Origin of the sequence: Shewanella psychropiezotolerans, from assembly GCF_007197555.1 — a bacterium.
In the GTDB taxonomy this organism is placed as follows: domain Bacteria; phylum Pseudomonadota; class Gammaproteobacteria; order Enterobacterales; family Shewanellaceae; genus Shewanella; species Shewanella psychropiezotolerans.
Map to the genome: position 1 here is coordinate 1,428,924 of NZ_CP041614.1, position 24,811 is coordinate 1,453,734.

21 protein-coding genes, 9 tRNA genes and 1 pseudogene are annotated in these 24,811 nt (G+C 44.3%); 25 read left to right on the plus strand and 6 right to left on the minus strand.

Annotation, left to right across the window (positions count from 1 at the left end):
* Window positions 1-6: 6 nt before the first annotated feature.
* Together miaB and FM037_RS06310 are read right to left on the minus strand one after the other, a co-directional pair.
* Complete coding sequence (gene miaB / locus FM037_RS06305) at window positions 7-1,431, minus strand: tRNA (N6-isopentenyl adenosine(37)-C2)-methylthiotransferase MiaB (protein WP_144045298.1); 1,425 nt, start codon at window positions 1,429-1,431, stop codon at window positions 7-9.
* Window positions 1,432-1,520: 89 nt separating this feature from the next.
* The gene (locus FM037_RS06310) at window positions 1,521-1,859 is read right to left on the minus strand and encodes a hypothetical protein (RefSeq protein ID WP_185976968.1); all 339 of its coding nucleotides are present in this window, start codon (window positions 1,857-1,859) and stop codon (window positions 1,521-1,523) included.
* A gap of 272 nt (window positions 1,860-2,131) precedes the next feature.
* Here FM037_RS06310 and FM037_RS06315 point away from each other — a divergent pair, with 272 nt between their 5' ends.
* The 14 genes from FM037_RS06315 (at window position 2,132) to FM037_RS06380 (ending at window position 8,376) form a co-directional block, all read left to right on the plus strand.
* On the plus strand, window positions 2,132-3,268 hold the full coding sequence (locus tag FM037_RS06315) for an FAD-dependent monooxygenase (RefSeq protein ID WP_144045299.1): 1,137 nt from the start codon (window positions 2,132-2,134) through the stop codon (window positions 3,266-3,268).
* Window positions 3,269-3,472: 204 nt separating this feature from the next.
* Window positions 3,473-4,057 carry an aminoacyl-tRNA hydrolase gene (gene pth, locus FM037_RS06320; RefSeq protein WP_144045300.1) on the plus strand — a complete coding sequence of 195 codons (585 nt, stop codon included), beginning with the start codon at window positions 3,473-3,475 and terminating at the stop codon, window positions 4,055-4,057.
* A 130-nt stretch (window positions 4,058-4,187) separates the two neighbouring features.
* Complete coding sequence (gene ychF, locus FM037_RS06325) at window positions 4,188-5,279, plus strand: redox-regulated ATPase YchF (RefSeq protein WP_144045301.1); 1,092 nt, start codon at window positions 4,188-4,190, stop codon at window positions 5,277-5,279.
* A 307-nt stretch (window positions 5,280-5,586) separates the two neighbouring features.
* Window positions 5,587-5,663: transfer RNA gene (locus FM037_RS06330), tRNA-Met, on the plus strand.
* 138 nt (window positions 5,664-5,801) lie between these two features.
* A tRNA-Leu gene (locus FM037_RS06335) sits at window positions 5,802-5,886 on the plus strand.
* Window positions 5,887-5,933: 47 nt separating this feature from the next.
* Window positions 5,934-6,008, plus strand: a tRNA-Gln gene (locus FM037_RS06340).
* A 32-nt stretch (window positions 6,009-6,040) separates the two neighbouring features.
* Window positions 6,041-6,115, plus strand: a tRNA-Gln gene (locus tag FM037_RS06345).
* A gap of 35 nt (window positions 6,116-6,150) precedes the next feature.
* Window positions 6,151-6,227, plus strand: a tRNA-Met gene (locus FM037_RS06350).
* Between the two features lie 109 nt (window positions 6,228-6,336).
* Window positions 6,337-6,421: transfer RNA gene (locus FM037_RS06355), tRNA-Leu, on the plus strand.
* Between the two features lie 73 nt (window positions 6,422-6,494).
* A tRNA-Gln gene (locus FM037_RS06360) sits at window positions 6,495-6,569 on the plus strand.
* A 116-nt stretch (window positions 6,570-6,685) separates the two neighbouring features.
* Window positions 6,686-6,770: transfer RNA gene (locus FM037_RS06365), tRNA-Leu, on the plus strand.
* Between the two features lie 255 nt (window positions 6,771-7,025).
* Window positions 7,026-7,110, plus strand: a tRNA-Leu gene (locus FM037_RS06370).
* 405 nt (window positions 7,111-7,515) lie between these two features.
* On the plus strand, window positions 7,516-7,968 hold the full coding sequence (locus tag FM037_RS06375; protein WP_227992635.1) for a hypothetical protein: 453 nt from the start codon (window positions 7,516-7,518) through the stop codon (window positions 7,966-7,968).
* Window positions 7,969-7,971: 3 nt separating this feature from the next.
* Entirely contained in the window at window positions 7,972-8,376 is a 405-nt protein-coding gene (locus FM037_RS06380) for a hypothetical protein (protein WP_144045302.1), read from the plus strand.
* A 60-nt stretch (window positions 8,377-8,436) separates the two neighbouring features.
* Here FM037_RS06380 and FM037_RS06385 read toward each other — a convergent pair whose 3' ends face one another.
* From FM037_RS06385 to lolB, 3 genes are all read right to left on the minus strand, one after another.
* Window positions 8,437-9,384, minus strand: a complete 948-nt coding sequence (locus tag FM037_RS06385) for a ribose-phosphate pyrophosphokinase (RefSeq protein WP_144045303.1) — start codon at window positions 9,382-9,384, stop codon at window positions 8,437-8,439.
* A 73-nt stretch (window positions 9,385-9,457) separates the two neighbouring features.
* Window positions 9,458-10,315, minus strand: a complete 858-nt coding sequence (gene ispE / locus FM037_RS06390; RefSeq protein WP_144045304.1) for a 4-(cytidine 5'-diphospho)-2-C-methyl-D-erythritol kinase — start codon at window positions 10,313-10,315, stop codon at window positions 9,458-9,460.
* Window positions 10,316-10,987, minus strand: coding sequence for a lipoprotein insertase outer membrane protein LolB (gene lolB / locus FM037_RS06395; protein WP_144045305.1), 672 nt, complete (start codon window positions 10,985-10,987; stop codon window positions 10,316-10,318).
* A 269-nt stretch (window positions 10,988-11,256) separates the two neighbouring features.
* On the opposite strand from lolB, the gene hemA reads away from it, so the two are divergent.
* From hemA to FM037_RS06450, 11 genes and pseudogenes are all read left to right on the plus strand, one after another.
* Window positions 11,257-12,507, plus strand: a complete 1,251-nt coding sequence (gene hemA, locus FM037_RS06400; RefSeq protein WP_144045306.1) for a glutamyl-tRNA reductase — start codon at window positions 11,257-11,259, stop codon at window positions 12,505-12,507.
* Between the two features lie 13 nt (window positions 12,508-12,520).
* Window positions 12,521-13,605: pseudogene (gene prfA, locus FM037_RS06405) on the plus strand (peptide chain release factor 1).
* 59 nt (window positions 13,606-13,664) lie between these two features.
* A complete protein-coding gene (gene prmC / locus FM037_RS06410) occupies window positions 13,665-14,507 on the plus strand; it encodes a peptide chain release factor N(5)-glutamine methyltransferase (RefSeq protein ID WP_144045307.1) in 843 nt (280 codons plus the stop codon).
* A gap of 579 nt (window positions 14,508-15,086) precedes the next feature.
* Entirely contained in the window at window positions 15,087-16,037 is a 951-nt protein-coding gene (locus tag FM037_RS06415) for a hypothetical protein (protein WP_144045308.1), read from the plus strand.
* Between the two features lie 112 nt (window positions 16,038-16,149).
* Window positions 16,150-17,163 (plus strand): trypsin-like serine protease, encoded by a 1,014-nt coding sequence (locus FM037_RS06420; protein ID WP_144045309.1) that lies wholly within the window; start codon window positions 16,150-16,152, stop codon window positions 17,161-17,163.
* A gap of 419 nt (window positions 17,164-17,582) precedes the next feature.
* Window positions 17,583-17,978 (plus strand): SirB2 family protein, encoded by a 396-nt coding sequence (locus FM037_RS06425; protein WP_144045310.1) that lies wholly within the window; start codon window positions 17,583-17,585, stop codon window positions 17,976-17,978.
* Window positions 17,978-18,766, plus strand: a complete 789-nt coding sequence (locus FM037_RS06430; RefSeq protein WP_144045311.1) for a transglutaminase family protein — start codon at window positions 17,978-17,980, stop codon at window positions 18,764-18,766. The genes FM037_RS06425 and FM037_RS06430 overlap by 1 nt, the downstream gene beginning before the upstream one ends.
* A 218-nt stretch (window positions 18,767-18,984) precedes the next feature.
* On the plus strand, window positions 18,985-20,247 hold the full coding sequence (locus tag FM037_RS06435; protein WP_144045312.1) for a DUF819 family protein: 1,263 nt from the start codon (window positions 18,985-18,987) through the stop codon (window positions 20,245-20,247).
* 119 nt (window positions 20,248-20,366) lie between these two features.
* Window positions 20,367-21,215 (plus strand): 3-deoxy-8-phosphooctulonate synthase, encoded by an 849-nt coding sequence (gene kdsA / locus FM037_RS06440; protein WP_144045313.1) that lies wholly within the window; start codon window positions 20,367-20,369, stop codon window positions 21,213-21,215.
* A 181-nt stretch (window positions 21,216-21,396) separates the two neighbouring features.
* On the plus strand, window positions 21,397-22,935 hold the full coding sequence (locus FM037_RS06445; RefSeq protein ID WP_144045314.1) for an AbgT family transporter: 1,539 nt from the start codon (window positions 21,397-21,399) through the stop codon (window positions 22,933-22,935).
* Between the two features lie 186 nt (window positions 22,936-23,121).
* Window positions 23,122-23,994 carry a DMT family transporter gene (locus FM037_RS06450; RefSeq protein ID WP_144045315.1) on the plus strand — a complete coding sequence of 291 codons (873 nt, stop codon included), beginning with the start codon at window positions 23,122-23,124 and terminating at the stop codon, window positions 23,992-23,994.
* A 26-nt stretch (window positions 23,995-24,020) separates the two neighbouring features.
* Here FM037_RS06450 and FM037_RS06455 read toward each other — a convergent pair whose 3' ends face one another.
* Window positions 24,021-24,689: a phosphatase PAP2 family protein gene (locus FM037_RS06455; RefSeq protein WP_144045316.1), complete on the minus strand. Its 669-nt coding sequence runs from the start codon at window positions 24,687-24,689 to the stop codon at window positions 24,021-24,023.
* Window positions 24,690-24,811 lie beyond the last annotated feature (122 nt).

Consider the following 24,811-nt stretch of genomic DNA (forward strand, 5'->3'; position numbering starts at 1 on the left):
TTATGTTTAAGGTATGTACTGTGTCACACCTAATTCATCGTCTTTCTTATGTTTCAAAACAATATCGGAAGGTCTTAATGAGCGACGTAGATCCATCTCGTCTTCACCGCGAATAAAGGTGCCACGCAGTGAGTTGGCGTAGACATCCACAATTTCGACATCGACGAAGCTGCCTATGTGTTTAGGATCGGCCTCGAAGTTAACCACACGACTGGTTTCAGTGCGTCCTCTAAGCTCCATTGGGTTCTTGACCGAAGGGCCTTCGACCAGAATGCGCTGAACTGTGCCCAACATTTGACGGCTGTAACGCATCGCCTGCTGAGTGATACGCTCTTGCAAGATGGCCAAGCGCTCTTTCTTCTCTGCCAGAGTTACATCGTCTGGTAGATCAGCTGCGGGAGTGCCGGGGCGTGCACTATAGATAAAGCTAAAACTATGATCGAAAGCGACATCTTCAATCAACTTCATGGTGTCGGCGAAATCTTGCTTAGATTCCCCCGGGAAGCCAATGATGAAGTCTGAGCTGATCTGAATATCAGGACGCGCCTTACGCAGACGACGAATGATCGACCTATATTCGATAGCCATATGACCACGTTTCATCTGAGTCAGAATATGATCTGAACCCGATTGTACCGGCAGGTGCAGGAAGCTAACCAGTTCGGGGGTATCTTCATAGACATCTATGATGTCTTGAGAGAATTCGATTGGATGGCTGGTGGTAAATCTAACCCTGTCGATACCGTCGATAGCGGCGATATAACGCAGTAGCTCGGCAAAGGTACAGATATCATCATCATGGGTCGCGCCGCGAAATGCATTCACATTCTGGCCCAGTAAATTGACTTCACGAACACCTTGCTCGGCAAGCTGAGCGACTTCCAGGATGACGTCATCCACGGGACGGCTCACCTCTTCGCCACGTGTGTATGGTACCACGCAGAAAGAGCAATATTTACTACAGCCTTCCATTATCGAAACGAAAGCCGTCGGACCATCGGCTCTAGGCTCTGGCAGTCGATCGAACTTCTCGATTTCAGGGAAGCTGATATCGATAACAGCCTTGCCGCCTTGCTTGACCTGATCGACCATCTCAGGCAAACGATGCAAGGTTTGCGGGCCAAAGATGATGTCGACGCATTGAGCACGCTCTTTGATCATCTTGCCTTCCTGAGAGGCAACGCAGCCACCGACACCTATTATTAGGTTCGGATTTTTATCTTTTAACTTCTTCCAGCGTCCAAGTTGATGGAACACTTTTTCCTGAGCCTTTTCACGAATAGAGCAGGTGTTCAGTAACAACACATCGGCTTCTGCAGCGTCATCTGTCAGGGTGTAGCCCTTATATTCGTCCATCAGGTCGGCCATCTTGGATGAGTCATACTCATTCATCTGACAGCCCCAGGTTTTGATATGGAGTTTCTTGCTCATCAGTTTATGTCACTCTTGGAACCACGGGAAAAACAGCGCGACATTTTACCTCTTGAACAAGTCACTGGCTAGCTTTTGGGCATTTTTATTCAAAAATACTGCGGACTGTAAGTGTTACCTTGCCAAGTATTGAGTGTATTTGGTGCTTTCCTGGCGGACTTGTCTGCCTGAAGTTGTCTGTGTATTGACTGAGCCATTTGCATTGAACCTGCCCGAGCCTGAGTATAAATGTCTGCCTGTATCTGTAGTCTGAAATAGGCCAAGAGTTCCGTCGTATATTGATATAGGGCATAATCTATAGGCGAGCGATAGGTTACAGTAATGACTTCCATGGCGGAGGATCTCATCGCCGGATTCGATGGCGCTGCCAAAGCTGTGGTAGGTAACAGGCTGCTCATGACTAATATAAAGGCTGTGATAAATTTCATAGTATTCTCACTCATTCCATTGGTTTGATTTGCAAGACTGAGTGTAAGGCAGGAATTTGTGTGATAATTGTACGGATTGTAAGCAGGTGTGAGTAGTTCGGCTATAGAAACATTTGCATACTCATCTGAGAATTTTGAAATGATTGTTGGGCTATCTAATGCCTGTAAATTAGAATGAGTGATTAGGGAATGGTTATTTGATGTGTAGGAGTCTTGGTGAGTCAATCGCAAACTGAAATTACTAAAAGAGATGTGGTTATCTTGGGGGAGGCATGATCGGTGCCGCAACGGCCATAGGTTTAGCGCAACTAGGCTTGAGTGTTACCGTGATTGAGGCGTTCAGACCCGAGGCATACTGCAGTGAGCAGGCCATAGATTTAAGAGTCTCTGCAATTAGCTTAGCTACTGAGACCTTGCTGGAGCGTCTAGGTGCGCTCGAGAGTTTGACTCAGATGCGACGAGCGCCATATTTAGGTCTGGAAACCTGGGAGCTAGAGGGATGTATCACTCGTTTTCATGCCAATGCCATAGGTGTGTCTCATCTCGGGCATATTGTCGAGAACCGTTTGATCCAGTTGGCCTTGTGGCAAGAGTTCGAGTCTCTCGATAACCTCGAGTTACTTTGCCCCAGAAGTCTTGATAGCTTTAGTCGCTCCGAGAACGGGGTTTGTGTGACCTTAGACGATGGTCAGCGACTCGATGCCAAGTTATTAGTCGGTGCCGATGGGGCCAACTCTCAGGTTAGAACTTGGGCCGGGATCGGCTTAACGGGTTGGGATTATGCCCAGTCGGCCATGTTGATTAATATCGAGACGGCCATAGAGCAACAAGATGTGACCTGGCAACAGTTTACCCCCAAAGGTCCCAGATCTCTGTTACCACTCCCGGGAAATAATGCTTCTCTGGTCTGGTATGATGATGCCAGTCGAATCGCTCAGCTATCGAAATTGAGTAACACAGCTCTGGCTCAGCAGATTAAGATGCATTTTCCTGAGCGATTGGACAGGCAGTTTGAAGTCTTGAATAAAGGCAGTTTTAAGTTGACCCGACGCCATGCTCAATCTTACTTTTCCGATAATCTGGTAATTTTAGGTGATGCGGCTCACACCATTAATCCCCTAGCTGGACAAGGGGTCAATATTGGCTTTAAAGATGTCGATGCATTGATCTCGGTGATTTCGAATAAACTGAGTCAGCAAGAGGCTTGGTGGAGCAATGCTGCATTGAGTGAATACCAAACTCGTCGTTACCGAGATAATCAACTGATGATGTCGGCAATGGATCTGTTTTATGCCGGATTTAGCAATGATTTACTACCACTAAAAGTACTGCGAAATGCTGCGCTTAAGTTTGCGAATATCGACTCGCCGATTAAGAAACAAGTGCTCAAATATGCCATGGGACTCTAACCCAATTACGGATATTAGCGCTATTTAAACTCGGGCCTTAGGATCCGTATGGCGCATCTACGAGTTTCTCGATCAAACCAATTTTGCTTATAATTTGTTGCGCCGTGGATTGAGTGTTAAAATGCCGCGTTTTTATTTTGCGCGTGACGTTTAGCCGGCATCATTGTACGGCGGGTGTGCGCCTCGTATTAAAGAATGGGCTAAATGAGTAACATAAAACTGATTGTAGGACTCGCTAATCCTGGTGAAAAATATGCGCAGACCCGACATAACGCTGGGGCTTGGTATGTACAAGAGCTCGCCAGAATATGCGGTGCAACTCTGATCGCCGATAGCAAGTATTATGGCTTAACCGCTAGAGTGAACCTGCATGGTAAAGATGTTCGTTTACTGATCCCGAGTACGTTTATGAATCTCAGTGGTAAGTCAGTTGGTGCGATGGCGAATTTCTTTCGTATCCAAGCCGATGAGATCTTAGTCGCTCATGATGAACTCGATATGCCACCTGGAGTGGCCAAGTTCAAACTGGGTGGTGGGCACGGTGGTCATAACGGTTTAAAAGATATCATTGCCAGCATGGGGAATGATAAAGGTTTCTATCGATTACGAATCGGCATAGGTCATCCTGGTGATAGAAACCAAGTCAGTAATTATGTACTGGGCAAGGCTTCGGCAGCTGAGCAGACTCAGATTGAAACTGTGCTCGATGAGGCTGTACGCTCAACCGAGTTATTGTTTACTGAAGACATGGCAAAAGCCATGAACAGGTTGCACACCTTTAAAGCTTAGAGGTGTATTTGTTTAAGTCTTAAACCGCATTGGTTTATAACAAAATTTGATGAAGTGACACTTGGTGACTTCTTAAGAACTTAACTGGCAGTATTACTGTTAGTTTACTATTGATATTAAAGGTAAAGATATGGGTTTTAAATGTGGCATCGTAGGCCTGCCAAACGTAGGTAAATCAACGTTATTTAATGCGTTAACTAAAGCTGGCATCGAAGCGTCGAATTTTCCGTTTTGTACGATCGAACCCAATACTGGTGTCGTGCCTGTACCCGACTCTCGTCTCGATGCCTTAGCACAGATAGTTAACCCTGAACGTGTAATACCGACAACGATGGAGTTTGTCGACATTGCAGGTCTGGTTGCAGGTGCATCTAAAGGTGAAGGACTGGGTAATAAGTTTCTGGCTAATATCCGTGAAACAGATGCCATCGGTCACGTTGTGCGTTGTTTCGAAGATGAGAACATTGTGCATGTCGCTAATAAGATCTCACCAGCCGAAGATATCGAAGTGATCAACACTGAACTGGCTTTGGCGGATCTGGATTCATGTGAGCGTGCTATTCATCGTCAGGCAAAGCGTGCTAAAGGTGGCGATCAAGAGGCTAAATTTGAAGTCTCTGTGCTGGAGAAGATGCTTGCTCCTTTGAACGAAGGCACTATGTTACGTTCTTTAGATTTGTCGGTCGAAGAGAAAGCCGCTGTTGCTTATCTGAACTTCTTGACGCTAAAGCCTACCATGTATATCGCTAACGTGGCCGATGATGGTTTCGAAAACAATCCGCATCTGGATACAGTTCGTGAAATAGCAGCGAAAGAGAATGCTGTTGTCGTGGCAGTATGCGCCTCGATTGAATCAGAGCTTGGAGAGATGGACCCTGAAGATCGCGACGAGTTCATGGCAGATCTTGGTTTGGAAGAGCCTGGTTTAGACCGTGTAATTCGTGCCGGTTACGATCTACTGACACTGCAAACATACTTCACTGCAGGTGTTAAAGAGGTTCGTGCCTGGACTGTTGCCATAGGTGCGACAGCCCCACAAGCTGCCGGCGTGATCCACACAGATTTTGAACGTGGCTTCATTCGTGCTCAAGTTATGGCTTATGACGACTTCATTACCTATAAAGGTGAGGCCGGCGCTAAAGAAGCTGGTAAGCTAAAAGTAGAAGGCAAATCTTATATAGTGAAAGATGGAGATGTGATGCATTTCCTCTTTAACGTATAAGGGTTTGACCCTTATGCTCATACTCATATTAGGACGTGAAGCTTAATTTCATGGCTATAAGTTGGTGATGTAATAAAGGCTCAATGGTATTCATTGAGCCTTTTTGCTTTTATGGGAGGGCTCTTTCGCGTCAGCTCTCTATCTCTATGGCGTTTAAGCGGCTATATTTGTGCATCTGCTGCTCAGTTTGGTGAAGTAATAGCCGAACGGTAGATTTAGTTTCAATTAGCGAAAAAAGCGGTTGACCTCAATACGCTGAATAAGCATAATACGCCCCGTTCCTCACCAAGAGGAACAGGTGTACAGTGGCAATATAGCTCAGCTGGTTAGAGCACAGCATTCATAATGCTGGGGTCGCAGGTTCAAGTCCCGCTATTGCTACCATCTTTCTCAGGATGTTAAACCGAGTGCAGTGTTAAGTGAGGTCTAGTGCTTAGGTTCAAGTCTCATTATTCACTAGCATCTTTTCTCAGGATGTTAAACCGAGTCATCTTTCCCCTAGATGTAAAACTAGAGATATGTGCGGGTGTGGTGGAATTGGTAGACACGCCAGATTTAGGTTCTGGTGCCGCAAGGTGTGAGAGTTCAAGTCTCTCTTCCCGTACCATTTATATTGAATAATAGGTTTTCCTATTTTTCGAAACGTGTTTTGATTGGGGTATCGCCAAGCGGTAAGGCACCGGGTTTTGATCTCGGCATTCCCAGGTTCGAATCCTGGTACCCCAGCCATTTTCTCACGTTTCAGTAATCTAAAAGATTATTGGGGTATCGCCAAGCGGTAAGGCACCGGGTTTTGATCTCGGCATCCCCAGGTTCGAATCCTGGTACCCCAGCCATTTTTATACGTGATAACGTATCGATTGGTTTATGTGGCAATATAGCTCAGCTGGTTAGAGCACAGCATTCATAATGCTGGGGTCGCAGGTTCAAGTCCCGCTATTGCTACCATCTTCTCTCAGGATGTAAAATCGAGTGCAGTGTTAAGTGAGGTCTAGTGCTTAGGTTCAAGTCTCATTGTTCACTACCATCTATTCAAGATGTAAAATTGGAGATCAGTGCGGGTGTGGTGGAATTGGTAGACACGCCAGATTTAGGTTCTGGTGCCGCAAGGTGTGAGAGTTCAAGTCTCTCTTCCCGTACCATTATTAAAAAGGTTAAAGGCTATTTTAGCTGCGAAAGTAGTAAATAGAGTCTGTAGCTTAGTAAGAAATTTGTTGGGGTATCGCCAAGCGGTAAGGCACCGGGTTTTGATCTCGGCATCCCCAGGTTCGAATCCTGGTACCCCAGCCACTTTTAACATCTACTCAAGATGAAAAACTAGAGCGTGAATTTGACTCGTGCTATATTTATATAGAAGCGGGATTTAATTCCAAGACATCTTAATCAAGATGTAAACTTGATGCAGTGCGGGAGTGGTGGAATTGGTAGACACGCCAGATTTAGGTTCTGGTGCCGTAAGGTGTGAGAGTTCAAGTCTCTCTTCCCGTACCATTTTAAACATAAAGGTTGGGTTAAACTGATTTTATGTCTCAGATACATTTAATGTATCTCATCCTATTCAGATGTAAAACTTATGCAGTGCGGGAGTGGTGGTGTTGATATTAGACACGCCAGATTTATCTCTTAGCCTGTCATCTATTCAAGATGTAAAATTGAAGTCAGTGCGGGAGTGGTGGTGTTGATATTAGACACGCCAGATTTATCTCTTAGCCTGTCATCTATTCAAGATGTAAAATTGAAGTCAGTGCGGGTGTGGTGGAATTGGTAGACACGCCAGATTTAGGTTCTGGTGCCGTAAGGTGTGAGAGTTCAAGTCTCTCTTCCCGTACCATTTATTGAAACAGTAAAGCCTGTCTTACGACGGGCTTTTTTGTGTCTGGAATTTACAGGTCAATCTCTGCAATTTTATCAGGATGTAAACTTGATGCTGTGCGGGAGCACTCCGCTGTAAAGGTCTGTTTAAGAGATGACTGGTTTAAAGGATTTGTTCTTTTAGAGACTGTAGGCTCGTCAGATTTAGTTTCTGGCATCATGGGTATGATAGAGGGCTTTAACTTGTTAGAACCTCAAATAGGGCTTATGAACCTAAAGGCTTGATACAAATAGAGGCTCCCTGTCATGAACGCGCCTATATTCTATTGCTTACCTCTTTCCTTTTGATAGCCTCCCTTGTTAGTCAGATGTAAAAACGACTCTTTTATGGCATCATCCTATTTAAACTGAAAAGGAGATTATTTTGAAAGGGACATTTATAGCTTTTCTCTGCTTAATAGGGATGTCTGGTTTTTTATATGCTGCACCAAGCGAGCTAGTTATCGACTCGAAGGTAAAACCTAAATCATATGAGCGCTATATTCGAGCGGTTCATAAAGAAATTCCAGCATCTAAAAACATCAAATTCACCCGCTTTGCGATTATTGAAGGCATGCTAAATACTAAAGGCATTGCCTGGGTCTTTGAGGGCGAGGGAGATGGCTATATTTTAGCGCGCTTCGATTATAGAGGTGACACCAATGTGATGCGTATCGAATATGATGACAAGCTTGTGCAGCTTAAATATCATGCTGCATTGGGTGATTACATTTGTGAAAATAACCTAGATGATATCTGCTATAAGAACAGCCGTGGTTATTATAACTATATAAAAAACCTGCGAAATAGCATTAAACGTGAATTGGCTAAGGGGTAAGCGATGAAGGTTAAAATATCGATCATTCTCATTTTATTATTTAGCCTCTCATCCCAAGCATATGAGCTTAAGTTTTACGCGAACCCTGTACCATTCAGTCCTTATGTCGAAGATATCGATGGCTTGCTTGAGCCTGCCGTTAGTCGTAATCATTGGACGTATCGTGTAGAGGAAGGGAGACGTTATGCTCATTTAGAATATAAGTCCTATCGCATCGAAGTTGAGCTGCTTGTTGAAAACGGTGGGGTATCCATAGTTGAGCTTTCGGTGGCTCGTCCAGAGTGCAAAAGAAAATGCAATATAGATCAGGATAAAGTCGACGCCTGGTTAGTAGGTATGCGCAGGCACATAGCGCTTGCTGTGACTAAAGCATTCCGAGAGGATGCCTTGAAGCAGATATATCTCTAATTGCTAGGCACAAAAAAGGCACTCATCGAGTGCCTTTAATCATTTACAGTCAAATATTGACTAGTGTTTAAACATCGCAGAGATAGACTCTTCGTTGCTAACACGACGGATAGCTTCGGCCAAAACCGCAGACATAGACAATTGAGTCACTTTTTCAAGTGCCTCAATATCTTTTTCTAGGGGAATGGTGTCGGTAACGATAACTTCATCGATAACAGACTCGGCGATATTCTTAGCCGCATTACCCGAAAATACTGGATGAGTCGCGTAAGCAAATACACGGTTAGCGCCATGCTCTTTCAGGGCTTCGGCAGCCTTGCATAGAGTGCCGCCGGTATCGATCATATCATCGACGATGATACAGTCACGACCTTGAACGTCACCTATGATGTGCATTACCTGAGCAACGTTAGCCTGTGGACGACGCTTATCGATAATGGCGAGATCAGAGTCATCCAGTAGTTTAGCTACTGCGCGGGCGCGAACAACACCACCGATATCCGGAGAAACAACGACTGGGTTATCAAGATTCTTTGATAGCATATCTTCTAGCAACACAGGGCTACCAAATACGTTATCGACAGGAACATCGAAGAAACCCTGGATCTGCTCAGCATGCAGGTCACAAGTTAACACGCGGTCAACACCTACGCTCGATAGGAAGTCTGCGACAACTTTGGCTGTAATAGGGACTCGAGCGCTGCGTACGCGACGGTCTTGACGAGCGTAACCGAAGTAAGGGATCACTGCGGTAATACGTCCGGCCGATGCACGACGTAATGCGTCGACCATCACGATAAGTTCCATCAAGTTATCGTTGGTCGGTGCACATGTAGATTGAATGATAAAGACATCCGCCCCACGTACATTTTCGTTTATCTGGACACTGATTTCCCCGTCGCTGAACACGCCTACTGCTGCGTTTCCGAGTTTGCAGAATAGACGATCGGCTATCTTCTTAGCGAGAGCAGGTGTTGCGTTACCAGCAAAAAGTTTAATGTCAGGCACTGTATGAACCTCAGGCGTATGCTTCATTTTTAGTGGCTGGAGTAAGATTAGGTCTACTCCAGAGCTTTAGCCTCTATAGTCGAGTTAAATGCGACTCTAGGGGCGATATATTTGTCCCTTTAGCGACAAAGCCTCGCATGTCCTTCGGCAATTTAGCCAGGACCTCTAAGGCTTGATGCTGCAGTTCGAATTGACCGAAAATACACGCTCCGGTTCCAGTCATTCTAGACGGCGCATATTCTATCAGCCAGCCCAAGGTGTTGGCAACTTGAGGGTAGCGTTTAACGACGAAATCTTGGCAATCATTTTTCCATGGGGCACTCATCAAGGAGTCTATGTCTAACTTAGGAGTGTCGCGGGTAAGTTGTGGATTTTGGAACACAGCTGCAGTGGAAACATGTACATCGGGTATAAGGATCAAGTACCAATGCTCTTTCGGTGCAAAGGGGATGAGTTTTTCGCCGACACCTTCGGCAAATGCAGATAAACCATTAATAAAAACAGGCACATCGGCACCAAGCTCTAAGCCTAGCACCATCAGTTGATCCTTAGATAACTGAGTGTCCCAGAGTGCATTTAATGCCACTAAAGTGGTGGCTGCATCGGACGAACCTCCACCTATTCCTCCCCCCATAGGCAAGCGTTTATCCAGCCAAATTTCTGCACCTTTTTGGCAATTACAAAATTTTTGCAATGATTTTGCGGCTAAGAGAATTAAGTTATCACAATCTGCGACAGCGTTATTCATGTTCGAGTGTAACGTTAAATCTGATGATTGGGTGACTCTAAAGTCTAAATAGTCACAATAATCGACAAATTGAAACAGAGTCTGTAATTCATGGTAGCCATCATCACGTTGATTATTGATGTGTAAAAAGAGGTTGAGTTTTGCCGGGGCTGGCCAACCTAATGATAAATTCGTGTCTGTCATCTAGCGTGTGCTCGCATCAATTTTCGTACTCTTGTTAATCTGGTTCGTCGAGGGGACAAGATCATTATTAGCGAGTGCTTGCCATTGGGTCACTTGTATTTTGAGCCGCAGATCGACTCTCTTTAATTGCAATAACCTAGGTATCTGAGCACCACTCTGATGTTGCCACTTGAGAAACTCTACCTGCCATGGAGGCGTCTCTAATGGCGTAAATAAGCTTACTGGCCTATTCTTTTCATCAAATGAGCTGACTTCATCATCCGACGATACTTGGCCCGTTATCCATAGAGGTAAGGCGTCGACTGGGATAGACCAACCTGTGACATTGGTTAACAGCTGTTGCGCATCATGGTGTTCATATGTTTTTCCATCAACCTCTAAGCGTGCCATGCCATGCTCAGTGGTTAAGGACAGAAGAGTAGTGCCAAGCATAGTGGTGAGTTTGAATTCATTTTTTGTCTGTGTGTGAAGCCAGTATAAATTAGTGCTGAAACTATCCTCGGGTGTTTTGACGGCAAGTTTGCCTCGCATCTCCCAAGCGTTGGCTTGAGATACTTTATCGACTTGTATCGGGACCAAGTTAGTTGGAGTCGTGGTACATGCCGATAGCAAACTTAGGCTCAGGAGCACCAATAAGAGAGGTGTTTTTGTGATATAGCTCAAATTATTCATCTATGGCTGATAGTGAGGTTCTCTATGATACGAAGGCTTGTTAAGAATACCAGCCCTAAATACGAAATTCGCTGCATGTCTCGTCGCACTTAGGTATCAAACTAAGCTTACAATTATTCTTTCCTGGGAAAACAGGCTGCTTAAATTGAATAAATGGATAAGAACTGAGATTATTATTCGGTTTTGTTAAGCATATTCTGTTTTTAGTTCATTCAATTAAGTAGAATGTCCGACAATAAATGAGATGCCAAGAGATCAAAACGAGTCAGATGAGCCTTGTAGCAATCGGTATTAATCACAAAACAGCCACGGTTGACCTGCGTGAAAAGGTCGCGTTTTCACCAGATAAAATTCATGAAGCCATGAAGAGTCTGGCGAGGCATACCAAGACCGGTGAAGCTGTGATCATTTCAACCTGTAACCGTACTGAGCTGTATACCAACACCGCAGATGAAGCGGAGGTCGTGCGTTGGCTGGAAGAGTATCACCAACTTTCCCACGAGGAGGTTGAGTCGTGCCTATACAAATACCATGGTCAAGCGGTGGTGCAGCATTTGATGCGTGTCTCATCGGGGTTAGATTCACTGATCCTTGGCGAGCCGCAAATCTTAGGTCAGGTAAAGCAATCTTTTGCTAAGGCAAGAGAAGCCGGGACTGTCGCTATCACTATGGACCGCATGTTTCAAAATACGTTCTCGGTAGCCAAGAAAGTCAGAACTGAAACCGATATCGGTGCTGCCGCCGTGTCTGTGGCATTTGCAGCCGTTAGCATGGCTAAGCATATCTTCTCTGCACTGAGTGCGACTAAAGTCCTGCTTATCGGTGCAGGCGAGACAATTGAGCTGGTTGCCAGGCACTTAAAAGATAACGGTGTCGACTCTATGGTGGTGGCAAATCGTACACTTTCACGTGCCGAAGGCATGTGTGAGGAGTTCGGTGCAACGGCTATCACACTCGAGCAGATCCCTGATTTTCTCGCTCAGGCCGATATCGTGATATCATCTACGGCGAGTCCTTTACCGATACTCGGTAAAGGCATGGTAGAAAAAGCGCTGAAGCAGCGTCGTCATCAGCCTATGTTATTGGTTGATATCGCAGTTCCTCGTGATATTGAAGCCGAGGTAGCCGACCTTGACGATGCTTTCCTCTACACAGTGGATGACCTGCAAAGCATCATAGAACAGAATATGGCCTCAAGAAGAGAGGCTGCCGAGCAAGCTGAGATAATTGCAGAAGAAGAGTCACATCTTTTCATGGAGTGGATCCGCTCATTAGAGTCGGTAGACAGTATCCGTGAGTATCGAAGCCAAAGTATGGCGATAAAAGATGAGTTAGTTGAGCGAGCGATCAAAAAATTAGCCCAAGGTGGAGATAGCGAACAACTGCTACTCGAACTCGCCAATAAGTTAACCAATAAATTGATTCATGCACCAACTCAAGCTTTGACTGCTGCTAGCCGTCAAGGCGATCTTAATAGCATTGGCCAGCTCAGAACTGCGCTCGGATTAGATAAAAACTAAGGTTAATGTTTTAATGAAGGATAGTGTTATCCGCAAGCTTGAAGGCTTGCTTGAGCGTAATGAAGAAGTATTGGCTCTGTTGAGCGATCCTGGCGTTATTGCAGATCAGACGCGCTTTCGTGCGCTCTCGAAAGAGTATTCGCAGCTTGAAGATGTCGTTGCCGCATTCAAAGCCTTTCAGCAAGCGACAGAAGATCTAGACGCTGCGAAAGAGATGTTGAGCGAAAATGATCCTGAGATCAAAGAGATGGCTCAGGAGGAGATGAAAGAAGCTAAGTCTATCATCGAGAAGCTTGAAGATGAGCTGCAGATCTTACTGCTTCCAAAAGATCCTAACGATGACAACAATGCTTTCGTTGAAATTCGTGCCGGCGCGGGTGGCGATGAAGCCGCTATTTTTGCCGGTGATCTATACCGTATGTACAGTCGATATTTCGAATCTAATCGTTGGCAGACAGAGATAATGAATGCTAACGAGGGCGAGCATGGCGGCTTTAAAGAGATCATCATTAAAGTTTCCGGTGAAGGTGTATACGGCAGACTTAAGTTTGAGTCTGGTGGACACAGAGTCCAGCGCGTGCCAGAAACTGAATCTCAAGGCCGTGTTCATACCTCTGCTTGTACTGTTGCGGTCCTTGTCGAAGTACCGGAAGCCGAGGCGATTAAGATAAATCCGGCAGACTTGAAGGTCGATACGTTCCGCGCTTCGGGTGCAGGTGGACAACACGTCAACAAAACTGATTCAGCAATCCGTCTCACTCACATACCCTCGGGTATTGTGGTTGAATGCCAAGATCAACGTTCACAACATAAGAACCGTGCACAGGCCATGAGCGTGCTCACAGCCCGTATTCAAGCGGTTGAAGATGAGAAGCGTCGTAGCGTCGAAGAGAGCACCCGCCGTAACTTAGTCGGTAGTGGCGATCGATCCGAGCGTATTCGTACCTATAACTACCCCAGGGACGCGTTAGCGATCATCGAATCAACCTGACTCTCTATCGTCTCAATGAGATCATGGAAGGTGAATTGGATGCGTTGGTCGTTCCCTTGATGCAAGAAAACCAAGCCGATATGTTAGCGGCCTTGTCTGAAGGGTGATCTTTTAGATCTCCTTCCACTTAACGCGCTTGAATTAAGCATCAAACTAAGGAAATCCCTTGCACCAGACTCTAGCTGGAGCCCTAGATTGGGCTTCACCCCAATTGGTTGATGTCTCAGATACACCTAAGCTTGATGCAGAGGTGATGTTACTACACATCATTCATAAACAGCGTGGTTACTTATATACCTGGCCCGATGAACGTCTAACATCGGATCAGGTTGTTGATTACACCAAGATGGTCCAACGTCGTGTGCTGGGTACTCCCATCGCACACATTGTTGGTGAGAGAGAGTTTTGGTCTCTGCCTTTCATGGTTAATCCTACGACACTTATTCCGCGTCCGGACACCGAAATTCTTGTAGAAACTGCGTTAAATCTTCCACTGGCAGAAAATGCGCAGGTGTTGGATTTAGGTACAGGAACCGGTGCTATCGCACTCTCCCTAGCTTATGAGAAAAAAGAGTGGCAGATCACCGCTGTCGATAAGATCATTGAGGCGGTGGCACTGGCAAAAGCGAATAGAGAGCATCTCAAGCTGCAACAGGTTCAGATCATCCAGAGTGACTGGTTTGATTCGGTAACCTGTTATGACTTTAATCTCATCGTCTCTAATCCGCCTTATATCGACGAGACAGATGCGCATCTGGATCAAGGTGATGTCAGGTTTGAGCCTCAGAGTGCGCTGACTGCGGGTGAGGCGGGCTTTGCCGATCTTTATCATATTGCCTCGAGTGCTCGAGACTATTTAGCCCCAGGCGGCTATCTTTTGCTGGAACATGGTTATCAGCAAGCCATTCCACTCAGGAAAAAGATGATAGAGCTCGGCTACGAGAACGTCGCTACCGTTCGAGATTTTGGTAGTAATGACAGGTGTACCTTAGGCCGATTCCCTCGTTAGCTTAGCCCCTTTAGATAAAGAGCACCGCTGAACATCAGTTCCTTCTCATAGGCTGAGTTTACAGCCTTGAGCGTGTTCTGAATAAGCTGAATTTTAATGCCATTGGTATCCATATACTGATGGCATTTTTGTTTGTAGAACAACAATATAAAAATATTTTTCTGGTGGGCTGAGTCCAACAAGCCATATGTTCAATGAAAACAGCATAGCGAATAAATACTAATATCTTGGCTATCAGCATAACCCATAATTAATTATTATAAGTAAATTAAGTAGAATGTTTATTTAATATATAAAATAATGATCGGTTAAGTGTTGGGTTTTATACTATAGGATATTATTAATATCATATATGGATCGTAGTTTAATATTGTTTTATTTTAAGTAAAGATTGTAAAGCATCTTGAATGCATCATGAGTATATTGTAAAAGTGATTTTTAGTTTTTGGTAATTAACGTAATTGTTAATTAGTGTTACCCTCCCATATTAATTTTATCAGTTATTTATAAATATCACTTTTAAATTGTCATTGGGTGGGGGCTTATCTTTAATATTAATAATGAATGGATTAATAGGTAATGAATTTCAAAATAAGCTTTACTGCTCTAGTACTATTAACTACTTTTAACGCTACAGCTTATGAACAATATTCTGTATTTCAAGATAATATGGACATAAATACGGTTTTGTCTAACGTAGAACGCTTAACTCAAGTCAGAAAAAATGTTGCTGGTAACATATCGGTAGCTGGTACTTACCGTTATGATCACAACGGAAGAGTTACCCAGAGAGATTATGCAGATAGCAGGTTCGATTATGTCTATAACTCGGATGGTTTATTAATAACTGCTAGCGCTTTAATGAAGCATGGTGTGATAAATAGTTATGTTCGCCATACCAAAATCAACTTTATTTCTGAGTATACTTATAACGATCAAGGGAAAGTTATTCGAGAAAATAAGCAGGTTTTCAATGGTTTAACATCTAGCTTAGATAGTGTTCCGATCTCAACTTATCGAATAAAATACATCTACGATGAACGTGGAATGTTAATCAAAAGAACTCAGATCACTAAAAGTGGTGATGATCTTGGAAATCTTGAATTTCATTATACGTATCACAACGATGGTAAGTTAAGAAAAATTCAAGAAATCAAAAAAATAAGACCAAGAGAGAAAAGTACATTATTATTTCAATACCATAATAATGGTGAAATAAAAAAAGCCACACAGACTATCTTCGGGAAAGGAACGAAAACCATTGAGATGGAATATATCGATGATGGCTCACTTATCTATGGTGTGTACTATGCTGATCCAGTTAAAGAATGGAAAGTCGATATGGATTTTTTCGGACTTTCTTTCTATCCAATAAAAAAATTAACACAAACGGTAGAAGATCAAGTTACCTACTATAAATATTTATATAAAAATAATGATGGAGATCTTCTACCTGATAGTCTAACGCTGGAACTAACTCTACCAACGGGTGTTATTTATGATTTGAATTATATAATGGAAAATAAATAATTCCGGTCTAAAGTCCTTCACATGACGAACATTAATATCGTTGGATTTCGAATGGTATTTTATCGCATATATTAACGTTGTTCTCATGGTTATTATTTTAAAGGAAATTTCAATGAAAAAAACTAATATTGGCTTACCCTCGGTTGTTTTGTTTTCAGCATTGTGCGGAATTTATTCGCCTCTGTCTCTCGCGGTTGAAGGTAACGACGTAGCGGCCAGTGATGCACCTTATATGGTTTATTTGAAAGACGCTCACTGTAGTGGAACGATTATCGCACCCAAGACGGTGTTAACTGCGTCACACTGTGTATCTCAGGTAACGGTAGGGAGTTACGTGTATTTATTGCATTCAAGAGGTGAGGATTTTTCACATAATGGTGTTCGAGTGAAGGTGGTTAAGGATTATACGGCTACCCATATCTATCGCATTAATGGAGAGTTTGACAGGAGTAAATTTGATGACATTGCTATTTTAGAGCTGGAAAGTATGCCAGAAGGCGTAACTTGGTTACCCGTTTCAGCAAGCCCAATTCCACTAGAAGCCGAGGTTTATCCCATCGGATATTCAACATCAAATTTAAAGCGTATGCCTATACCTGCACGAGTTGCTGCAAAGGCACATTCTCCGGACTATGAAAGAGAAGCATTTATGCGTTTTTGTCCAGATTCTATATATTTCTCTCGTGAGTATTTTACACAAGAGTATCCGTTCTCTAGCGTGTCAAATTGTAGTTGGCGAGAGACATCGCATGAAAAACTTGTAGAATCTGGTACTTATATACCCAATCAACACTCTATAACCATAGAAAACCCTCCTCTGGATCCGTCAGATACGAGATGGTCAATGAATGAGCTTGGTACGGTAGAAACGAAGTACTCTACTTTCAGAGGAGACAGTGGTGGTCCGCTGATTTTCGAGGGCAAGATCTACGGTGTTGCCAGCTCTGGAACGGATAGCTATAGCCAAATACATAACGTGGCTACATATTATGCAGGCTTCACGCGCCCTGGAATTATCCAATGGATTGTAGACACAGTTAAAGACATTCAAAGTCGTTCTGATGTATCTGCTATGAGTCATTCATTAGACCCTGAGCAGCGTGCAATCATATTTCCTGATTACTAAGAAAATGTAAGACTCAGATTTTCTGAAAGTGAATAAATAGGACATAACTTGGTTATGTCCGCCAAGGTGTCAGTGGTTTTACCCTGACACTATCCTCTATCCTTTTTGTGTTTCCGGAGTGAATCACTAAGCCATCAGAAGTGTGATACAAAGGTCACTTCATTAAGCTTAAGTAAAAGTTGTCGAGGAAGATTTGCTATGCCAAAGTATCAGCTTAAACCATTCACTTAATAGGCTAACCCAAGTTAGCCTTGGTAATGTCTGCCAGCTAAAACTGGCGAAATTATCAGCATAAAAAAATACGGCAGAGAAAGTTCAAAATTTATGTTTAAAATACGGTCTGTAATAGCGAGTGATATTGGTGATGGGGAAGGGGATCGGGTACACTACCGCCTTTGTCAGCCTAATAAGAGTTTTAAATGGAAACCCTAAACAGTTTTTATCCTGCTATTAAGCACGTTCATTTGACCTTCGTAGCCGCTAGCGTATTGTTTTTTTTAGTCCGTTTCGTGCTTCATATGCGTCAGTCTCCTATCATGGATAAGAAGCTGGTTAAAATCGCTCCCCATGTCATCGATACATTACTCTTATTATCTGGTTTGACCTTGTGTTTCGTCATTCAGCAATATCCCTTCGTCGACCCTTGGATCACCGAGAAGTTAGGCGCTGTTGTGGCATATATCCTTTTAGCTACTATTTCTTTAAAGGCTAACAAAGGAAAGCTATTCAAGGTGTTTGCTGCTTTCGGTGCGATTGCTTGGGTAGTATATGCCGCTAAGATAGCCATTTTTAAGCAAGCGGTGCTAATGGTCTAATGACAACTCTGACTCTGAAAGACAGTATTCAGTTGCCGGAAATGGCATTTGAAATTTCACAGCATCTGGGCTTCTCAAAACTCGAATCTGCCAAATGGGCTTGGTTAGAGATTGCGGGCTCAGTCTTGAGTCACTATGTAGCGGATCGTCATGAGAGATTAGATGGCCTTTTACATTGGTTTTACCACGACTTAGGTTTTTGCGCCCGTGAATCCTATTTTAGCGTTGAAGCCGCTGATTTGGGGGCTTGTGTCACCACGCGTCAGGGAAATAGTACGACTTTGGCCACAGTCTTGATGTTGCTCGCAAAGCAACTCGATCTAGAATTAGAGCCTTTGCTACTGCCTGGCACGACTGTGCTATGTAGCCGAATCGATGACAAGATCCGTTATATAGATCCGTTAACCGGTGATGACCTAACACGACATGAACTTCATGTGTTAGTGCGGGGAGAGCTCGGTAATGGCGTAGGCTTTAAACCGAGTTATCTTAAGCCTGTAAGCTTGAAGCGCCTGATCTCTAGAATGATACACGAGCTTAAAGCCGGCAGTATCGTCTCACATCAGTTTGAGCCAGCGATGGAGTGTTGTAATTTACTGCTTCAATGGCATTCAGATGATCTTAACCTTAATCGAGAACGTGCCTTTATCGCGCAACAGCTAGGTTGTATCAGTGTGGCCGCGGCGGACCTTAAACACTTTGTTGATAACAGCCCACATGATCCTGTGATTGAACTGGTTAAGATGCAACTCAAAGAGCTCAAGGGTAAACAAGAAGTTTATCATTAACATGTCTGTCAATAAGCAGGCTGTTACGGTTCAGAGGACGCATCGATAAGTGATTTTCATTAAATAACGAGTGGCAGGCAAGGATTCCGGTCACTCTCATTTAGCTCTATATTCGCCTGTATCGAGCCGTTAAACTAATCAAAAAGCAAGAAATACCAAAGCTAAACAATAACAAAAAAATAATAAGAATAATGCTATCGTAGGGGAGATAATACAGCATGAGTAGCACAGCCATAGTGACAAATGATGCCACGGCCTTGGGTCTGTTGGCAGCGGTTTTAGGTTTCGTTTTTTATACAAGTAACAGTAAACATCCTTTCTGGACTAAGTTTTACAAATTTATTCCCGCACTTCTCATGTGCTATTTCCTTCCCTCATTGCTTAACACCTTTAACGTCATCGATGGACACACCTCGCAGCTTTACTTCGTGGCATCAAGATACTTACTGCCGGCTTGTTTAGTCCTATTGATTTTAAGCGTCGATCTTAAAGCCATCTTCTCCCTAGGTCCAAAGGCCATAATCATGTTCCTGACTGGCACGGTGGGAATTGTGATCGGTGGACCTATCGCCTTGCTTATCATTTCAGCCATACATCCGGAAATTTTGGGTGTCACTGGGCCCGAAGCCGTTTGGCGTGGCATGACGACCTTAGCGGGAAGCTGGATCGGTGGTGGCGCGAATCAGGCTGCGATGAAAGAGATCTATGAGGCTGGTGGCGATATCTTCTCTATCATGGTCACTGTCGATGTGATTGTCGCCAACATCTGGATGGCTGTATTGCTGTTTATGGCTTCTAAGGCCAAGCAGATCGATGCCTGGACGGGGGCCGATACCAGGGCAATCGAAGAATTGAAAGACAAGGTAGAAAAGTACCACGCCGAAAACTCCCGAATTCCCAGTCTAAACGACTTGATGTTGATCGTGGCGGTTGGTTTTGGTGTTACGGGTCTAGCTCACGTATTTGCCGATTTCCTTGGACCCTTCTTCGAGGCTAACTATCCCTGGACCCGAGATTACAGTCTAACGTCTAAATTCTTCTGGTTGATCGTCACTGTAACGACTATTGGTCTGGCCATGTCATTCAGCCCTGTACGCCATTTGGAAGCTGCCGGGGCTTCAAAAGTTGCTTCGGTGTTCCTGTATATTCTGGTGGCAACTATTGGCTTGCATATGGATGTATCTAAGTTGGCAGATCCGGATAACTTATGGTATTTCGCCATCGGCATCATCTGGATGTTAGTTCATGCCAGCTTTATGCTCATTGTGGCTAAGCTGATTAAGGCACCGCTGTTTTATATGGCGGTGGGAAGCCAGGCCAATGTGGGCGGCGCGGCCTCTGCGCCTGTGGTCGCCGCAGCATTCCATCCTGCATTAGCACCTGTGGGTGTACTACTTGCGGTATTGGGCTATGCTGTTGGAACATATATGGCATGGATGTGTGGACAGCTATTACAGATAATCTCAACTCAAGGCCTGTAGGTTAAGAGTCGTGCTGTGAACTGGGTGAAGGTATATATAGCCTGGATATGTGGATAGCTGCTGAACTTATTTTGATTAACGCTAAGGCAATTGCCTTGGCCTTTTAGAGAGAATTATTGATGAGTAATAAAGTCATAGCTCTGGGTGCTATCGAGATAGCAAACGATAAACCTTTCGTGTTATTCGGTGGCATGAATGTGCTCGAATCTCGTGATTTAGCGATGAAAATCGCTGAAACATATGCCGAAGTGACGCAAAAGTTAGGTATTCCTTATGTTTTTAAAGCCTCATTCGATAAGGCTAATCGCTCGTCGATAAATTCATATCGTGGTCCCGGTATGGAAGAGGGGCTTAAGATCTTCCAGGAGATTAAGCAAACTTTTAATCTGCCTCTGATCACAGATGTGCACGAGATCCACCAGTGCGCGCCAGTGGCTGAAGTGGTCGATATCATTCAGTTACCTGCTTTTCTAGCTCGTCAAACTGATCTTGTGGTTGCCATGGCAAAAACCGGCGCCATCATCAATGTGAAGAAGCCGCAGTTTTTAGCGCCTCATGAGATGCGTCATATCATCACTAAGTTCAACGAAGCTGGTAATGACAATATTATTCTGTGTGAACGTGGATCTAGTTTTGGTTATAACAACCTGGTTGTCGATATGCTCGGCATGGATGAGATGAAGCAATCCGGCTATCCTGTTATCTTCGATGCCACTCATGCGCTTCAGCGTCCTGGTGGCCGTACTGATTCGGCTGGTGGACGCCGCGCTCAAGCAACCGAGCTTGCACGTAGTGGTATGGCATTAGGTTTAGCTGGTTTGTTTATTGAAGCACACCCGGATCCTGATAATGCTAAATGTGATGGACCATGTGCATTACCGCTGAATCAACTAGAAAACTACCTGAATCAGATGAAGGCTGTGGATGACCTAGTTAAGTCTTTCGATGCGATTGATACCAGTAAATAGTACTGGCCAACGGGTTATCGTAAAAGCCTCGGTCATTGACCGGGGCTTTTTTGTAGGTGGTTTTTACTCGGGATTAAGCTTGATTACAGATTGTGTCTGTATCCTACTTTAAAAAAGTCGCGTCTGTCTTTTACTGCAAAGAGCCTGAGCGCGTCAATAACAAAACAGAGGATGATGAACTATGGCAAATGAACAGATTGCCTCGGGTAAGCTTGGGCGGATTTTAGATGGTATCGAAAGGGTCGGTAATAAATTACCTGATCCGGCCATGTTATTTCTTATTTTACTTTTTGCGGTATGGGGATTATCAGCGCTACTGTCAGGAGTGAGTTTCGAGGCAATAGATCCTAGAACCAGTTCACCGATAGAAGTAAAAAACCTACTCAGTGCAGATGCGTTAACTCATTTCTTAACTAGCATGGTAACCACATTTACCGCCTTTGCACCCTTGGGGGTTGTGCTGGTTGCTATGTTAGGTGTGGGGGTTGCTGAGAATTCAGGTTTTATCAATACCGCGCTTAAAAAGATGCTTAAAGTGACACCGCTTAAGTTTCTTACTCCTGCTGTGGTTTTAGTGGGAATTATTTCTCATACTGCAACTGATGCAGGTTATGTGGTGGTTATCCCACTGGCTGGGGTGATTTTCTTTACCGTTGGTCGTCATCCACTAGCGGGTATTGCAGCAGCGTTCGCTGGTGTTTCTGGCGGTTTTTGCGCAAACTTTATTCCGTCAGGTATCGATCCACTGCTACAAAGCTTTACGCAATCGGCTGCGCAAATAGTCGATCCAGATATTCAAATTAATCCGTTGAATAACTGGTTCTTCGCGGCTTCCTCATGTATTCCTATTGTCTTAGTGATCTGGTACTTAACCGATAAGGTACTAGAGCCAAGGCTGAACCGCACCCACAAGGTGAATACTGAAGAGGTCGATGTGCCTTCTATGGAAGAAAGTACGCCTAAAGAGGAGAAAGCGTTTCGCGTAGCAAGTTTAGTCATGTTAGCAGCGATTATTGGTTTTTTCTCTCTTACTATTTCTGAAACTTCAACACTTAGAGATGCCAATGGCTCGTTAACCAGTTTCAGCGCCCCCTTGATGCAATCAATCGTGCCATTGATCTTCATCTTCTTCGTTATTCCTGGTGTGGTATATGGTTATATGACCGGTACCTTTAAAAACTCCAGTGATGTGGTTCAAGCCATGTCCAAATCTATGAGCGGTATGGCTCACTACATTGTGATGGCATTTTTCTGTGCTCAGTTTGTTGCGGCGTTTTCTGCATCCAATCTTGGGGCCTTGATTGCGGTAGAAGGAGCAAGTGGACTACAAGCGATGAACTTGCCTGCTGAGGTGACCGTTATAGGCATGATCATGCTAGTGGCGTTTGTGAACTTGTTTGTAGGGTCGTCATCGGCTAAATGGGCCTTGATCGGTCCGGTCTTAGTGCCTATGTTGATGCAGCTAAACATTAGCCCAGATCTCTCCCAAGCAGCCTATCGAGTCGGGGATTCCAGCTCAAATATCATTACCCCATTAATGCCTTATTTCCCACTTGTGGTGGTCTATTGTCAGCGTTATGTGAAAAACATAGGAATAGGTACCTTAATATCTATGATGTTGCCGTTTAGCTTATGTTTACTGGCGCTGTGGAGTAGCTGGTTATTGATTTACTGGTCGATCGGTCTGCCGCTAGGCTTGGGGGCCAGCTACACCTATTAAGCTGTGCATTCTCTGGTAAGCTAGCAATCATATTAAGCCTCGAACTTTTCGGGGCTTTTTTATGCAGATTATTCATTGTAGTCATAGTGAGTATATTTAACTTTCCCTGCTCTGATATCGCCTGTTGTTCATCTATGGGATATGCTTAGCCCCCTTTTTATTGTTTGTAAGAAGTAGTCGTACCCTATGTGGATCTTCTTTACCTTTCTCGCCGCCTGTATGCAGGCTTGGCGTAATGCATTTCAGAGTCAACTTAGCAAAGAGGTTAAGGTCGCCGGTGTCACCTTGGCACGCTTCCTGTGGGCAGGTCCCATAGCCGCACTCTATCTCGGCTGCCTGTATTTTTGGCAACCGGTGGGTATGCCTGAAATATCGCTTCAGTTCAGCCTATACGTGCTTGGTGCTTCAGCTGTGCAGATATTGGCAACGGTATTACTGGTGCAGCTGTTTAAACTTAAAAATTTCGCTGTTGGAGCCGGGCTTGCCAAGAGTGAGGCGCTTGTCGCTGCCGTGTTAGGCGTGTTGTTTTTTGGCACTCAGCTTACCGATTTAGGCTGGCTCGGTGTGCTAATAGGCGGCGTAGCGGTATTTATGATGAGTAGTGCCAAAGGGTTCAGAGGCATCTCATTTAAGACGGCTTTCATAGGTTTGGCCTGTGGTACTTTATTTGCACTGACTTCTCTCTGGGTTCGCCAGGCCAGTTTAATATTGGATTTACCTTTCCCTCACAGAGCTGCCTGGGTCTTACTTTTTGTCATCACTATTCAAACTCTGGTCTTGCTTGCCTATCTGTTAATCACAGACAAGCAGACATTAACGGCCTTGATAGAGCGACCCAGACTCACCTTACTCACTAGCATCACGAGTTGCCTGGGCTCTATTGGTTGGTTCAGCGCCATGTCACTTCAAGCCGTACCTTATGTGAAAACCTTAGGTCAGATTGAGGTTTTCTTCACCTTGTTAATAGCCATGTTTTGGCTCAAGCAGAAAGTAAAAATAAAAGATATGCTGGCACTGATACTCATCGCCTTGGCTGCAGTCTTAGTGATGTGGGGTTAAGACGGCGTCTAGATAATTACTTTCTATTAGGCTTGTTTATGCTTTTGGCTATGAAAGTGTTGTCTCGCTTTGTTACTCACTAGGATAACCATATGCGCGATAAGCGTACCCAATGTGGCTCCGGCAAGTAAGTCACCAAGAAAATGATAATTTTGTCCAAGTTGGCCGATGAACACTCCTAGCATACAGGCTAGCCAAACGGGTCGAAGACGCGGGAAGTGATACCAAAGCACTGTGGCTAGAGAGAAGGTAAATAGCGCATGGCCAGATGGGAATGAGTTGTAGGCAACACCCTGAGCAAAGGGATGAAATGCCTCAACGCCATCATTAATCCAAGATGGGTTGTCATTGACCCAGGTCTCTGGCCAGGTACGACCGAAAGCCATCTTGGCGGATACTCTCAATAAGCTGGCTAAGACAATAGTGGCGATGAGATTAATGATGAGTGAGCTAAAACGTTCGCGGCTGCGCTTAATTAAGACGCCTATAATGAAAATCGCCGCGATGACCTCGAGCACAGTTGGGATCTGGCTTAGTAACTTAAGTAATGTACCTGAATAGCCATGGGCATGCATGGCATCCGCAATGGGTCGGTCCCAGAAATTAATACTGACAATAGTCAAAGCCAACATAAAGCCGTAGCCAAGTAGCGCAGTCAGCACTCGATTCGATTCAAGTAAGGAGATATTTTTCATTGTTTTGCCGCAACGTAGAGAGTTTTCCCAGAAGATAGCCGGCTAATCTACCTGTTTGTGTGCCCAATTGCATCAAGACTTTGTTTAAGGTCTAAGAGACTGCTGTGTTGAAGTAAGAATAC

Excerpts from the sequence above, each read along its gene's own strand:
- lolB (WP_144045305.1), bottom strand. The coding sequence starts at position 10,987 with ATGAATAATTTGAGCTATATCACAAAAACACCTCTCTTATTGGTGCTC.
- FM037_RS06310 (WP_185976968.1), bottom strand. The coding sequence starts at position 1,859 with ATGAAATTTATCACAGCCTTTATATTAGTCATGAGCAGCCTGTTACCT.
- pth (WP_144045300.1), top strand. The coding sequence starts at position 3,473 with ATGAGTAACATAAAACTGATTGTAGGACTCGCTAATCCTGGTGAAAAA.
- FM037_RS06415 (WP_144045308.1), top strand. The coding sequence starts at position 15,087 with ATGAATTTCAAAATAAGCTTTACTGCTCTAGTACTATTAACTACTTTT.
- ychF (WP_144045301.1), top strand. The coding sequence starts at position 4,188 with ATGGGTTTTAAATGTGGCATCGTAGGCCTGCCAAACGTAGGTAAATCA.
- FM037_RS06445 (WP_144045314.1), top strand. The coding sequence starts at position 21,397 with ATGGCAAATGAACAGATTGCCTCGGGTAAGCTTGGGCGGATTTTAGAT.
- FM037_RS06450 (WP_144045315.1), top strand. The coding sequence starts at position 23,122 with ATGTGGATCTTCTTTACCTTTCTCGCCGCCTGTATGCAGGCTTGGCGT.
- FM037_RS06380 (WP_144045302.1), top strand. The coding sequence starts at position 7,972 with ATGAAGGTTAAAATATCGATCATTCTCATTTTATTATTTAGCCTCTCA.
- FM037_RS06425 (WP_144045310.1), top strand. The coding sequence starts at position 17,583 with ATGGAAACCCTAAACAGTTTTTATCCTGCTATTAAGCACGTTCATTTG.
- FM037_RS06455 (WP_144045316.1), bottom strand. The coding sequence starts at position 24,689 with ATGAAAAATATCTCCTTACTTGAATCGAATCGAGTGCTGACTGCGCTA.
- hemA (WP_144045306.1), top strand. The coding sequence starts at position 11,257 with ATGAGCCTTGTAGCAATCGGTATTAATCACAAAACAGCCACGGTTGAC.
- kdsA (WP_144045313.1), top strand. The coding sequence starts at position 20,367 with ATGAGTAATAAAGTCATAGCTCTGGGTGCTATCGAGATAGCAAACGAT.
- ispE (WP_144045304.1), bottom strand. The coding sequence starts at position 10,315 with ATGACAGACACGAATTTATCATTAGGTTGGCCAGCCCCGGCAAAACTC.
- FM037_RS06315 (WP_144045299.1), top strand. The coding sequence starts at position 2,132 with ATGATCGGTGCCGCAACGGCCATAGGTTTAGCGCAACTAGGCTTGAGT.
- FM037_RS06435 (WP_144045312.1), top strand. The coding sequence starts at position 18,985 with ATGAGTAGCACAGCCATAGTGACAAATGATGCCACGGCCTTGGGTCTG.
- FM037_RS06430 (WP_144045311.1), top strand. The coding sequence starts at position 17,978 with ATGACAACTCTGACTCTGAAAGACAGTATTCAGTTGCCGGAAATGGCA.
- FM037_RS06420 (WP_144045309.1), top strand. The coding sequence starts at position 16,150 with ATGAAAAAAACTAATATTGGCTTACCCTCGGTTGTTTTGTTTTCAGCA.
- miaB (WP_144045298.1), bottom strand. The coding sequence starts at position 1,431 with ATGAGCAAGAAACTCCATATCAAAACCTGGGGCTGTCAGATGAATGAG.